Source organism: Paenibacillus sp. sgz302148 (assembly GCF_056120465.1).
Genome location: NZ_JBVYOJ010000008.1, coordinates 161,873 through 175,090 on the forward strand (window position 1 = coordinate 161,873; position 13,218 = coordinate 175,090).

Genomic DNA, 13,218 nt, shown 5'->3' on the forward strand with positions numbered 1-13,218 from the left:
TCTTGGGTAAGTATGCTAGTTCAACGGTCATTTTGCATACATCCACTTCTCGCGCTCCGTCTTAGGCAGTCCTTTGACGACCAATCGATATGAATGTTCGATCATTTCGTTAATTTCCTCAAGTGGGATCGAGCCGTTAACATCAACCGTGTTCCAGTGTTTCTTATTCATATGGTACCCCGGCCGCACGTCATCATATTGTTCGCGCAAATTTTCCGCAATAACCGGATCGCATTTGAGAGATATGCTGCTGTCGGAAATCAGCGCAAACATTTTGCCTCCGACTTTCATGACCAACGGTTCGGGCCCAAACGGATAATCGCGTACCGCCCCCCTTTGATTTTCGCAGTAACGAATTACTTCTTCTATCATGGAAACCTCCTAATACATTCGTTTTTGGAATATTATAACACAGGCGCAGATGAGACCGACAGCTTCGATGGAAAGAACCGGGGACGATTATGACTCAGCTTGAAGCGCTTTTGAAACGCTTCATTTTGTATGATGGACTGGGGATTTTTTAACAAGATAGAATTTATAAGTTTTCTGCAGATAACGCAGTGAACCAAATTCTATTTGTCAAGAAAAGCTTCCTCTTACGCAGGGTCATTCATCGTGGAAAGGGCTTCGAATAGGAGCTTTTCTTATTTTTTTAAAAGGAAAGGATCTGATCCACATGCTGCCAAGCCGTTGGAAATCTAAGGCGGTTGTCATCCCGGCCCTGACCGCCTTATTCGTTTCGGGCATATTCCTCGTTCCGGAGTCCGTGAAGGGGGCCCCCAAAATCATCAAACCGATAGACCCCAAACTCAAAGTCACCGACCCAAATCTCAAGCTCATCCCAAATCTAAACCTCAAAATCCCAGGCTCCATCATCAAACCGACCGATCCGATCAAACCGCTCGATCGATTCATTGACCGAATTTGGATCTCCCCGATTTGGAAAAACGATCCGCCCAAAATTACGGTCCGATGGGAGTTGCCATTAAACAGGGCCTGGGTCGATTCGCCTCTTGCGGTTGGAGAGGACGGCACGCTCTATTTTACGACTGACACCTGGGGTTTATATGCAATCGACCCCGACAGAACGCAGAAGTGGGGGCTGACTATAGGCGAATCGAAGAGCATTCCTGCATTCGGCTCGGATGGTACCGTCTATGTGAATGCTTACATCAGCGATAATGATCAACGATTGCTGGCCATCGCTCCGGATGGTAGCGTCAAATGGAAATTCATTCGAGTAAGCTCCAGCAGCAGCATCAGAAATTCAGAAACGTCTTCGCCGGCAGTAGCAGCGGACGGAACGATCTATACCGGAGGATCTCGCGATTACAAGCTGTACGCAGTCAATCCGGATGACGGCACGAAAAAATGGGAATACAAGGCGGGAGCTGTTGTCAATACGCCCGTTGTCGGCCCGGACGGAACGATTTATTTCGAGTCGTATAAAAACCTGTACGCGATCCGACCGAACGGTACGAAAAAATGGACCTTGCCTATCCAACCGGCGCTTACAGACAATGTTATTCCGGCGATCGGCCCTGACGGAACCATCTATGTGTCTTCCGCTTACAATTCCAAATTGTATGCTGTGAACCCGGACGGCACAATCAAATGGAGTAAAGATTATCAGGTGGAAACATCGCCGGCCGTTGGAGCGGACGGCACGATCTATGTCGGGGCTAACAAGAAGCTGCTGGCCGTAGGCCCGGATGGGAAACTCAAATGGGAACTCGCCGGCGGAGAGGGGCGGTATACGACGCCGCGGATCGGGGACGACGGTACCGTCTATTTTGCGAACCAGGGAGTTTGTTATGCGGTAGATCCTTCTTCCGGGAAAGTGAAGTGGACGTTTGACGGCGTCGACGATGGTCACGATCTTGCTATTGGTACCTACGGAACGATCTATGTAGCGGGCTACGGGAGAAGCAACGTGTTCGCGCTTGGGAAAGTCGCCGACAGCATACTGATTGACAAGAGCACGATCACTTTGCAAGTCGGGGCGGGCGAGGCGCTGGTCGCGACAGTGGTCCCCGAAGATGCGCCGAACAAAAAGGTTAAATGGAGCAGCACCAACGGCGCGGTCGCCGCGGTGGACGATACGGGTCAAGTGAAAGGCATCGCGCCGGGCAAGGCGAAAATCATCGCGACCGCCGAGGACGGAGGCTTTACCGCCATATGCACCGTAACGGTGACGGAATCGGCGAATCCGTAGGCAACGGTAATGGTGCCGTATCTTTTCAATGACGCGAAGGATTATGGATCATTGCGGCCTATACAATCAACGCCCTTGGTCTCGGTTGGAGAGATCAAGGGCTATTTTGCGACAATTTAAAGACATTGTCCTCACGTACTGATTATTGTACAATCTATCCGAAAAACGCCAATGCCCGATCATACATACTTTTCCAATAGAAGTGCTTTTTCACCCCCGGCTTTATAACCCCACAGAAAGAATCCTCAGCACTTCATGTTTCCGCAACCGATCGTCAGTTCCCAAAGTGTTCAACTATATTTACATAAATCGCATGCTTTAGAAAATCAAATGTGATCTGAGAAAGGCAATGGCGCTGCTATGTAGGTTGAACAGACGCAAAACTCGCAGAAGGGAGAGTGAACGGAAGAACATTCGGACAACCGTAAAGGCTATTGAAACTCGGCACGATCTGAATCCCTTATTCCCGTTGAGGAGGCGAATTCATGACGAACCTGAAGACCCCTAACAGCATGTTGAAAACATTCATCTTTGTTACGTTAAGCGCAATCTTATTTTTATCCGGATTTATGGATGCGACTGCGTCGGCCAAAGCGATAGCGGCGCCGGAAAGTGACCATGAACGACTTGCTCAGAAAATCGATGAATGTTCCCAGAATGGCCAATTAGGCCATCCGCTGGCGCAGCAGTTGCGCAACAGCTTGAAGCAGGCCGTCAAGTTCCACGAGGAAGGTAATGTAGAGAAGTCTTCCGAGTTTTTGCAAAAAATGCTGGACCAAATGAATCATAAGGGCATGCAAAAGAACATTACCTCGGAAGCGAAGCAAATTTTGTCAAGCGAAGTGCAAGCTTTAATCACGCTGTGGACGTCGCCGCCAGACTGTGATGAATTGGAAGGAAGCGACAAATGCGAGATCACCAATGTAGCTTTGCATAAGCCGTATACCGTTTCTTTCCCGGCCTCCGATGCTTATCCGGACGCGGACGGCAAACAATTAACGGATGGAACGTATGGTTCAACCGATTTCATGGATTCCGCATGGGTTGGCCATAACGCGAACATTGACCGTGAATTCGTGATCGATCTGCAAGATGGGAAATCCATTTCATCGATTAAACTGAATGCGCTGAATGACTCCGGCGTAGGAATCAGTCTGCCTGAGGTCGTTAAGATGTACGTATCGGAAAATGGCGTAGATTGGGCACAGCTCATTACGATCCCTAAGCTGCCCTCCCAAGGAAGCGTTTTCACCGCTTCGTATGAGTGGGACGGGAAAACAAACGGCCTGCCTGCGAATCAGCCGCAGGGGACGATGGTGTACGCCCGTTATGTCAAAATTAACGCGATGGTCGACTTTTGGCTGTTCGTGGATGAAATTGAAGTATGGGGCGTGGACGGCAAGCTGAAAAAAGCGGTGAAGCCGATCCCCGATCCTTATGTTGCGCCGAATTATTTGCAAGCAGGTGAAAAAACCGGGAATATCAATGACCTCGTCCTGTTCTACAACGGTCAATATTCCGGAGATGTCGGAAATTGGACTTCATCTTATTTTAAGCCGTATGTCACGTATATGGATACGAATGGACAACCGACCGATTGGATGTTTGATGCGGGATTGTTCTTAGGGACTGCCGCAAACTCGGGCCGCGTCTTTTCGGAGGGAGCTAATCCTTCGAACAAAGCGGATTGGGAATGGTATGCCGACAAAACGCTGGCAGGTCCCAATGCCGACGCCGCGCAGCTGAACGAAGCGGTGAAGCAGGCCGCCCAAGCATTAAACGATCCGAACCATAAAATGAAGGTCGTCATCATGGTTCCGTACCCCGCAAGCAACCAAACCAACTTCGGAGACGTTGACGGAGACGGAATATCGGAAAACTTCAGCGTGCAAGGTGACAAGCAAAAAGCGTTGAATTGGTATGTTGACCTCGTGCTTCAAAAATGGAGTGCCGGCAATTTCACCAATTTGGAGCTGACGGGATTTTATTGGATGAGCGAGACGGTTTCCGATCAAGCGGCCATGAAATATACGGCTGATCTCGTTCATGGCAAAGGATACAAATATTATTGGATCCCTTATTACGAGGCTTCGCTGTATTGGAAATGGGAGCAATTCGGCTTTGATGCGATGGCGTATCAGCCTAACCATTATTTTGCCAATACGAATGCAGACCGAATTAAGGAAGCTGCTGATCGAGCCAAACGGATCGGGTCCGGCCTTGAGATTGAATTTGACGACGGCGTTTTCCTCGATGGGCGGCGCCAAAAGCTGATCGATTATTTGCAAGGGGCGCTGGATTACGGGTATGACGGCAACACCTTCCGCGCTTATTACCAGGACTTGCATACGTTATACAAAGCGGCTAACAGCACAAAGAAAAGGGATCGCCAAGTCTATGATTGGATGTATTCGTTAATCAAAGGTAATCCGCTTGATTTCAACGAGCCTGATCCAGGACCGACTGTCTCTTTAAATAAAGGCCAATACAAGACAGGGGATCCGATTACCGTATCGTATACGGGTACGTCCGGCAAAGATTGGATCGGTATTTACCATAAAGACGGAGTTCCGGGTTCGGGAAACCCGTCGCTTGTTTGGAAGTATACAAGCGAAGGCGGCCAGCCGAACGGAACGTTGACATTCGATACGTCAGCACTAAGCCAGCTTGGCTTCTATGATGTTGTTCTTCTTGCTGACGACGGATATCGAGAGTTGGCTCGCGCAACGTTCGAGTTGACGGAAACGCCAACCCCCGATTTTGTCAACCTGGCGCTGCATAAGCCTTATACGGTATCAAATCCTGCCGAACCGCAATACCCGGACCAAGACGGGAAGGAATTGACCGACGGCTTGTATGGTTCGACTTCCTTCTGGGATCCGGAATGGCAGGGACATGCCTATAACTTCGACCGTAATATCATTGTTGATTTGGGAGAGCCCAAATCAATTGCCAGCATAGCTGCGAACTTCCTGCAGGACAGCGACCCGGGCATCAACGCGCCTGATGATATGAAAATTGCCGTTTCAATGGACGGTCAGCATTGGGCAAGGGTAGCGGCGGTTCCTAAGCCGGGATCATCGGAAAGCGGCGCCCATACGTTGAAGTATGCATGGGACGGGGCGGTCGACGGATTGCCGGCTCATCAACCGCAAGGGGAAATGGTTTATGCCAGGTATGTCAGAATCAACTTCGTGCTTAATGTATGGGGCTTTATCGACGAAATTGAAGTGCTCGGCACAGACGGGCGTGCAGCGGGGGCAGTTGAATTGACGCCGGAAGAATCCGAGAATCCGGATGGAGCCTATTTGAGGGCCGGCGAAGCAACCGCTGGAATTAACAATTTGATGTTATTTTATAACGGACAATACAGCGAAAATCGCGGCGACTGGAAAACGGAACAGTTTATCCCTTATGTAGCCGAAATCGATGCCAATCATCAACCGGTCGACTGGCTGTTCGACGGCGGATTGTTCCTGGGCCTTAACGCCCCGTCCGGCCGATCGTTTGTCGAAACAGGCTGGTCCGAGTCATCGAAGAAAGAAGATTGGGAATGGTACTTGAATAAAACGTTTGCCGCGCAAACGGGAGATGCCGCTCAGCTGAATGAAGCGGTCAAAGAAGTAGGTAACGCGTTAAACGATCCGAATCATAAAATGAAGGTTGTTGTGATGATTCCGCTCCCTTCAACGACGCAAAGCGATTTCGGCGATGTGGACGGAGACGGAGTGTCCGAAAATTTCAGTGATCCGACTAACGGTCTCGCCAATAAGAAAAAAGCTGTCGAGTGGTACTTGAACCAATTGATGGCGAAGTGGAATGCGGCTAACTTCTCCAATCTGGAGCTGGCCGGATTTTACTGGATGCACGAAGCGGCGGGGGCGGACGATCAAGCGGTAATCCGGTACGCTTCGGACCGAATTCATAACCTGAACTATAAGTTTTTCTGGATTCCATATTATAACGCCACCGCCTATTACAATTGGAAGTCGTTTGGATTTGATGCGATGGCCTATCAGCCGAATCATTTCTTCAACAATACCGACCCTGTGCAAATCAAAAACGCAGCAGATGCGGCGAAGAAAGTAGGTTCCGGGGTTGAAATCGAACTGGACGATCGGGCATTCGACAACGGCGCATTCCGCCAAAGATATGTAGATTACTTGAACGGAGCCGTCGATTACGGATACGGCGGGGACGTATTCCGCGCCTATTATCAAGATATTCGCACCTTGTATAATGCGGCATATAGCAGCACCGCGGCCAACCGCGATATTTACGATTGGACCGTGCAGATGATTCGAGGCACCTATGTGAAACAATAACAATTATGCCCATTAAAAAGGCGATACCGGCGCTTCTTGCGTTCGAGTATCGCCTTTTTATGCTACAATATTGGAGAATGACTTCCACTTTGGAGGAACAAGCATGAGTGTTGTAGCAATTGCATCCGCGATCATCTTAATCCTAAACCTGTTATTTTCGATCGCATTGATATTTTTTGAAAGAAGAAATCCTTCAACGACATGGGCTTGGTTATTGATTTTTATGGTTATACCGGTTGTTGGATTTGTCGTTTACGTATTGTTCGGAAGGAACATGAGCAGGCAAAAGCTTTTTGACAAAAAAATTATTAAGGACGAAACGAAAAAGAGATATTTGGAGCATGCGCGGGAAAGCCACCATGACATGTCTTCCTATGAACATCGAGATTTGATCATGATGAATTACAGGCATTCAGGGGCCATATTTACGCAAAATAACGATTTAGCTTTGTTTACTAAAGGGAAAGATAAATTCGACTCCCTTATTCAAGCTCTAGAAGGTGCGACAAAATACATTCATATCGAATATTATATTTTTCGCCCGGACGATATAGGGAAACGGCTATTGCAGATTTTGATGCATAAAGCGAAGGAAGGCGTAGAGGTTAAGTTTTTATTTGACGCCATGGGGTCCTATACGTTAAATCGCAAGAAATACTTGAATGAATTGAAAGCCGCGGGAGTTGAATATGCGGCGTTTTTTCCGGGGATAATGCCGTATGTAAACCGAAGAATCAATTATAGAAACCATAGAAAAATTGTCGTCGTCGACGGAGAAATCGGTTTTGTCGGCGGGTTCAATGTGGGTGACGAGTATTTAGGCAAGGACAAGCATATCGGTTACTGGCGAGATACCCACGTGAAAATTGAAGGCGATGCCGTCTATTCGCTAGAGGAAAGGTTTTTGCTCGACTGGAGCTATGCTACCGATTGCGAGATCGGAGATGTGTGGAGATATTTTCCGAAGCATAAGAACGTAGATGATCGCAAGCAAATCGGAATGCAAATCGTCACAAGCGGACCGGATCATAAGGAACAGTATATTCGAAACGGTTATATCAAAATCATCAACAGCGCCAAAGAAAATTTATACTTGCAATCTCCGTATTTTGTGCCGGACGATACGATGATTGAAGCTTTGAAGCTTTCCGCGTTATCCGGCGTCGACGTGCGAATTATGATACCGGGAAAACCGGATCATAAGTTTATGGCTTGGGCTGCGAATTCTTATATTTTGGAATTGTTAGATGTAAATATAAAAGTTTATTATTATGAAAAAGGATTCATCCACGCCAAAACGATCATGGCGGATGGCTCCGTGTGCAGCATCGGTACAGCGAATATGGACATTCGAAGCTTCCAATTAAACTTTGAGGTGAATAGTTTTATTTACAATCGTGAATTTACGAAAGCCTTGGAAGGCAGCTTTAAAGAGGATATGAAGTACTGCAAAGCAATCACGAAAGAAGAGTTTATGAACAGGCCGCTCTTCGACAAAATGATGGAGTCCGTGGTTAGGCTGATTTCGCCGATATTATAGGACGTGCGACTACTTAAGGTTAGGCGGGAACGTATGGAACTGAAGATGTTTGGTTTGATTGAAGAAGTTATCGAAGACTTGGAAAGAATAAACGGCCAATTGCAACAGGAAGCGAAGGATGTAGAGCAATATTTTCAAGCTTTATTGGAAAATAATCATGATGGGGACATCAAGGTAAGCTCAAGAGTGAAGTCTTCGTCCAGTTTGCGGGAAAAAATAATCAGAAATAATTATTATATCAAGTATAGGACGAGCGAGGATATCCTTCACAATCTGTCCGATTTGATCGGCGTTCGAATCGAATGCAGATTTATTGAAGACGAATCGCAAGTGTATCGTTTGCTTCAAACCTTTTTTAACCAAAGAAATGACGAAGACGGATACTATTATCATGCTACCAATGAAAAGATTCGACTGGAGCTAACCGGTCAGCAGCCGCAGGAGCAGAAGAACGGGTTCGAAATCTTTCGAATCGACGGCGTTTATGAAACAAACCGCGGAAAGATGAAATTTGAGCTTCAAATCAAGTCGCTGGTCAATATTTTTTGGGGCGAGCTTGAGCATAAAATCATTTATAAAAGCAACAATTATCGGATCGCGGACGGCTTTCTGAAGGAACTGATGGGATCCGTCAAGAAAAACCTTGAAATGATCGATAACCAGCTGCTCATGATTTACAATCAGTTCAATAATAAAAATAGTATCGATCCCATGATGCGGAAGACTCAGTTGGAACTCGTTCTTTCGAAAATCATTTATGAGATCTATTCCGCAAAGATGCAGAATAGTATCGGTTTTGGGGTTAACTTTCGAAAATCTTGCGATACGATCATGAAATATATTTTCCGAACGAGAAATGCCGAAAATTTGGACGATTATACGAATACCATGATCAAAACGATGGACCGATTAAATACGATTAGCAAAAATGAGGTGGATTTTAATCGTGAAATCCGATTTGAGAGGGAGATCTATTTCGAAGACGATTTTTCGGGCAAAATCGGAAATGTCATTTTAAACGCCATCAATCATGATTTTCAATGGAATTTGTTCTTTAGAATCCTATTCGAAATCGAGCTTGGCAACAATGCCGATGATTTTGAAACGTTCATCCTGTTTATAAGAAACAGATTTTATGAAAATCATAGCTTGTTTAGGCTAAAATCGATTTTTAACAGGGCGGAGTATATCAGCGTAAGAAACGATATGATGCTGACCATAGCGGGTAGTTTTGAAGCTGTTGGCTCTGTAGAGTTTATTTATGATCATAAAATCGAGGAAATGAATGAAGCGGTAACGGCTTTGGTCGATTTCATATGCGGAAATGTAAAGACGTATGAGGAATGGGAAAACGTTCGCGATGCCCAGCTGGATCGATTGTATGCGAAGGTTTTAGCAGGGTTTGAGTAAGTCCTGGTCGACAGAACAGGCTTTCTATGATATGGTACTACGAAGAAGACATTTCGTTCCGTTTGGAACGGGGTGTCTTTCTCGCATATTTATGCGATTTTACATTAAATGTATAAGGTTGGTGATGTCATGGTGCTCATGCTTCCCCTGCTACGGGGGGCGAAATCCGTAGTCGTGCAGACGGTTGATTTTGAGAGCATAAAAAACCAATTGTAAAGAGGAGTGTTGACATGATGAGAACATGTTTTCAAGTTGAGCAGCGTGAACCCATGAATCGAACGGGCTTGAAGCGTCTGAGGAATTCAGGACGGCTTCCGGCTGTTGTGAACGGTTCGGATACGGACAATGCCATGATCCACCTTTCGGCCAAAGAGTTTGGACGTTGGATGAGAAGCGGCAGCGGCGGCATTGTGGAGCTGAATCTTGAAAATGATGACTCGATTCCGGTTCTCCTGGAAGCGGTGCAGCGTGATGTGGTAACCCGGGAGTACATTCATGCAGATTTTCGTCGGGTGAAGTAGGACGGATCCGTACGAACAAGCGACAATATCGAGCAAGTCGGTATCGCCAAGGTTTCTGACCCATTCCTGCTTCGATTCGCATTGACATAAGTGATTTTGACATTGGACCATCAGAAAACGCATAGGTGTAAACCGACGAAGGCTCCCGAAACAAATTTCGGGGGTCTTTATATTTGGAAATCTTGATATACTGTGGTTAACGAAACATGAACGAGGAGGCATGACGTGGAGACGATATTAAAAGTCGGCGGAGAAGGCGGAAGCCTCTACCAGCTGGCGGAATGGATCGCCTCGTCCCGCTTTACAATCGTACTCACCGGAGCGGGGATGAGCACGGAATCGGGGTTGCCCGACTTCCGTTCCAAGGACGGCTGGTGGCGGCGCATCGACCCACATCAGGTTGCGAATGTGGATGCACTGGAACGGAACTATGAGTTGTTCCGGGATTTTTATACGTACCGTATCGAAACGGTGGAGCAATATGCTCCTCATGAGGGGCATCAAATATTAGCCAAATGGGAAAAAGAAGGACTGCTGCAGGGCATCGCCACGCAAAATGTAGACGGATACCACGCCGCGGCGGGCAGCGAGAAAGTCGCCGAGCTTCATGGCAATATCCGCTCGGTCCGATGCCATCGGTGCGGCCGGTCCGCGGACGTATCGGACTTCTTGTCACGGCTCCATTGCTCGGCCTGCCAAGGGCCATTGCGCCCGAATGTCGTCCTCTTTGGGGAGATGCTCCCGGAAAAGGCTTGGAGTCAAGCCTTGGCCTGGTTTGGCGCGGCGGACCTTGTTATCGTCATCGGCACCAGCCTGCAAGTGGCGCCGGTCAGCCAACTGCCGCAATATACAAGCGGGCGAACCGCTTATTTGAACATGGAAATGCCGCAAGGCTCGCAGCGATTCGATCTCGCGATCCAAGGCAGAGCTCGGACCATGCTGCAACAGTTGGATGAAATGCTGGAATATATTCGCGACGGAAACGCGGGAACGATGTGAAGAAAAAACTCAATCCACCTTCGCGCCATAGGAGCGCAAGAAAACAACGGCTTGGGCGGCGTCCATTCGGGCGCCCTTGACGTCAAACGATTTAAAATCGACGCCGTCCATGACGGCTCCGCGCAAATCGGCCCCTTGCAGCTTCGTTTTCGCCAAGTTGGCCCTGGTTAAGTCGCTGCCTCGCAGATCGGATTTTTCCAGATTGGTCTCGTATAGATCCGCCTCGTAAAAACGGATGTTTCGTAAATCCTGTTTGGCAAGCCCCATTTGACGAAGGTTCGTATAAGACCAATCGCCTCGAGTTAGCGTGATGCCGTCCATTTTTGTTTTGGTAAAATCGGATCCCATCATTTTGCAGTCGATGAATTTGGCTACGAAAAGATTGGCTTCGAGGAAATTGCAGTTTTCAAAAGCGGAGCCCGTATGAATTGAAGCATTCATCGTCACGCCATGAAAGTTGCACTGCACGAACCGGCAGCCGACTGTCGTAATTTCCTCCATGGAAGCATGGGAGAATGTGCATCGCTCAAACGTACAGCGCACGAGCTCCCCTTCCCGTAAATCCCGCCCGCTGAAATTCACGGATTCAAAATGCTGATCGATATGCTGGTACATCCATATACGCCTCCCTAGAAACTATTTCATAATCAAGCCCATGAGTCCGACGAACGATGAAGCTTGCCGCCGTGATATGATACAACCGTTCAAATCCGCGATTTCAACGATCAATCCGTCGAATTCGCATTCGCTCAGATCGATCCCTTCCAGCTTGCAGCCCGACATCGTGGCCTGATCAAGGTGGCACGCGGTAAACATCGTTTTCTGCAAGGTGGCATGATAATAGTCGGCACTGACCAATGAGCAGTCCTCAAAAGCGACCTGTTTACAAGCTGCAAACCGAAACGCAGCGTAATCGCCAACGCAATTGACGAATCGAACGTTCTGAAATCGGCTTCTTGTAAAATCCGTCCCGATCAGCTTGCAATGTCTGAACTCAGTACGGTGCAAGAACGAATCGGTAAGGCAAACGTTCGAAAGATCGCATTTGTCAAAAATAACGTCCGTCAGCTCGATCCCGACGAGCGAGGATTCCATAATGGTGACGTTTTTGAATATGACCTTCTCAAAAGAAACCTTGCTCGCCTCTTGATTATCGATGAAAGTATCGCTGACCGATGCAAGCCGAAATTCATCCTTCGTTCGCAGCGAATTGACTTCATGAGATAATACCGACAAGTCGTCCGGAATTCTCGGTGCGTCAATTTTTATGTTCGCCTGATCGGATCCTTCCATCGTTGTCCGCCTCCAGCCATTGGGTTAAAGTTTGTTTCTCCATGTTTGCATGTTTCCATTCCGAACATCTAGTTGGTGTCATCATATCAAACGTATGTTCGTTTGTCTAGCGCGATGAAGCGAGATGGGGAACCCCGTCGGCATCCTCGTTATCTGCGATCGTCCCCTGCGATCGTCTCCAATAAACTTGAAAACGACATCGATGTCGTTTATAATAAAAACATCCTAAAACGACATCGATGTCGTTTTTTTGAAGCGGGTGAAAAAAGATGTCTCCAAGAGTAAGCGAAGACTACAAAAGGCAGAAGAAGCTGAGCTTAATGCAAGCGGCTAGACGGGTATTCATCGCCAAAGGTTATACCCAAGCGACGATGCAGGACATTATGGACGAAGCGGGGGTGTCGAGAGGCGCTTTATACGCCTACTTCGATAACATCGAGCATGTTTATGTCGAGCTGCTTCAACATGAGGATCAGCAGGACGTGCATTATTTTCGTACCGATGGAACGGAAGCGTTCTGGCAGCAGATCAGCGGGTGGGTATCGAAGCAGCGGAAGGAGATCGAGCAGATCGATCAGACGCTGGTACGGGCGAATTCGGAGTTTTTCTCGTCCGCCAACTACCGAAGCAACAAAACAAGTTACCCGTATATTACGGCCCGATATGAACGGATTATTGAAGCGTTGGCCGATTTTTTCCGGAAGGGAACCGATCTGGGGGAGTTCCTCCCGTGCCTTCCCGCCGAATCCATTGCGCGGTACGTCGTATCGTTCGTAGACGGACTCATGATGAATACAGCCCATCTAGGCACGGAGCAAACGAAGGTGAACGGGCAGATGGACGTGCTGCTGTTCACACTGGAACAACTGCTTCGACCGGCCACAAGTAATGACAAGGAGAGTGGTTTCAAATGAA

10 protein-coding genes are annotated in these 13,218 nt (G+C 47.7%); 7 read left to right on the forward strand and 3 right to left on the reverse strand.

All coding sequences use genetic code 11. The annotated features are described in order from the left end of the window. Positions 1–27: 27 nt before the first annotated feature. Positions 28–372, reverse strand: a complete 345-nt coding sequence (locus tag AC0LWM_RS13840) for an MmcQ/YjbR family DNA-binding protein (RefSeq protein WP_474675538.1) — start codon at positions 370–372, stop codon at positions 28–30. Between the two features lie 304 nt (positions 373–676). Here AC0LWM_RS13840 and AC0LWM_RS13845 point away from each other — a divergent pair, with 304 nt between their 5' ends. The 6 genes from AC0LWM_RS13845 to AC0LWM_RS13870 all read left to right on the forward strand — a co-directional run bounded on the left by AC0LWM_RS13845 (position 677) and on the right by AC0LWM_RS13870 (position 11,010). Beyond that, complete coding sequence (locus AC0LWM_RS13845; RefSeq protein ID WP_474675539.1) at positions 677–2,215, forward strand: outer membrane protein assembly factor BamB family protein; 1,539 nt, start codon at positions 677–679, stop codon at positions 2,213–2,215. Between the two features lie 485 nt (positions 2,216–2,700). Beyond that, positions 2,701–6,540, forward strand: coding sequence for a DUF4855 domain-containing protein (locus tag AC0LWM_RS13850; RefSeq protein WP_474675540.1), 3,840 nt, complete (start codon positions 2,701–2,703; stop codon positions 6,538–6,540). 103 nt (positions 6,541–6,643) lie between these two features. After that, positions 6,644–8,080, forward strand: coding sequence for a cardiolipin synthase (gene cls / locus AC0LWM_RS13855; protein WP_474675541.1), 1,437 nt, complete (start codon positions 6,644–6,646; stop codon positions 8,078–8,080). A 33-nt stretch (positions 8,081–8,113) separates the two neighbouring features. Then, entirely contained in the window at positions 8,114–9,490 is a 1,377-nt protein-coding gene (locus AC0LWM_RS13860) for a hypothetical protein (protein WP_474675542.1), read from the forward strand. Between the two features lie 230 nt (positions 9,491–9,720). Beyond that, on the forward strand, positions 9,721–10,011 hold the full coding sequence (locus AC0LWM_RS13865) for a hypothetical protein (RefSeq protein WP_474675543.1): 291 nt from the start codon (positions 9,721–9,723) through the stop codon (positions 10,009–10,011). A 225-nt stretch (positions 10,012–10,236) separates the two neighbouring features. Further along, the gene (locus AC0LWM_RS13870; protein WP_474675544.1) at positions 10,237–11,010 is read left to right on the forward strand and encodes an SIR2 family NAD-dependent protein deacylase; all 774 of its coding nucleotides are present in this window, start codon (positions 10,237–10,239) and stop codon (positions 11,008–11,010) included. Between the two features lie 9 nt (positions 11,011–11,019). Here the strand turns inward: AC0LWM_RS13870 and AC0LWM_RS13875 are convergent, their stop codons facing one another. Together AC0LWM_RS13875 and AC0LWM_RS13880 are read right to left on the reverse strand one after the other, a co-directional pair. Then, a complete protein-coding gene (locus AC0LWM_RS13875) occupies positions 11,020–11,625 on the reverse strand; it encodes a pentapeptide repeat-containing protein (protein ID WP_474675545.1) in 606 nt (201 codons plus the stop codon). Positions 11,626–11,646: 21 nt separating this feature from the next. After that, positions 11,647–12,303, reverse strand: a complete 657-nt coding sequence (locus AC0LWM_RS13880) for a pentapeptide repeat-containing protein (RefSeq protein WP_474675546.1) — start codon at positions 12,301–12,303, stop codon at positions 11,647–11,649. A gap of 269 nt (positions 12,304–12,572) precedes the next feature. Here AC0LWM_RS13880 and AC0LWM_RS13885 point away from each other — a divergent pair, with 269 nt between their 5' ends. Further along, positions 12,573–13,217, forward strand: a complete 645-nt coding sequence (locus AC0LWM_RS13885) for a TetR/AcrR family transcriptional regulator (protein WP_474675547.1) — start codon at positions 12,573–12,575, stop codon at positions 13,215–13,217. The last annotated feature ends 1 nt before the right edge of the window (position 13,218 follow it).

Coding starts and splice junctions, on each gene's coding strand:
- AC0LWM_RS13840 (WP_474675538.1), bottom strand. CDS start 372: ATGATAGAAGAAGTAATTCGTTACTGCGAAAATCAAAGGGGGGCGGTA.
- AC0LWM_RS13845 (WP_474675539.1), top strand. CDS start 677: ATGCTGCCAAGCCGTTGGAAATCTAAGGCGGTTGTCATCCCGGCCCTG.
- AC0LWM_RS13850 (WP_474675540.1), top strand. CDS start 2,701: ATGACGAACCTGAAGACCCCTAACAGCATGTTGAAAACATTCATCTTT.
- cls (WP_474675541.1), top strand. CDS start 6,644: ATGAGTGTTGTAGCAATTGCATCCGCGATCATCTTAATCCTAAACCTG.
- AC0LWM_RS13860 (WP_474675542.1), top strand. CDS start 8,114: ATGGAACTGAAGATGTTTGGTTTGATTGAAGAAGTTATCGAAGACTTG.
- AC0LWM_RS13865 (WP_474675543.1), top strand. CDS start 9,721: ATGATGAGAACATGTTTTCAAGTTGAGCAGCGTGAACCCATGAATCGA.
- AC0LWM_RS13875 (WP_474675545.1), bottom strand. CDS start 11,625: ATGTACCAGCATATCGATCAGCATTTTGAATCCGTGAATTTCAGCGGG.
- AC0LWM_RS13880 (WP_474675546.1), bottom strand. CDS start 12,303: ATGGAAGGATCCGATCAGGCGAACATAAAAATTGACGCACCGAGAATT.
- AC0LWM_RS13885 (WP_474675547.1), top strand. CDS start 12,573: ATGTCTCCAAGAGTAAGCGAAGACTACAAAAGGCAGAAGAAGCTGAGC.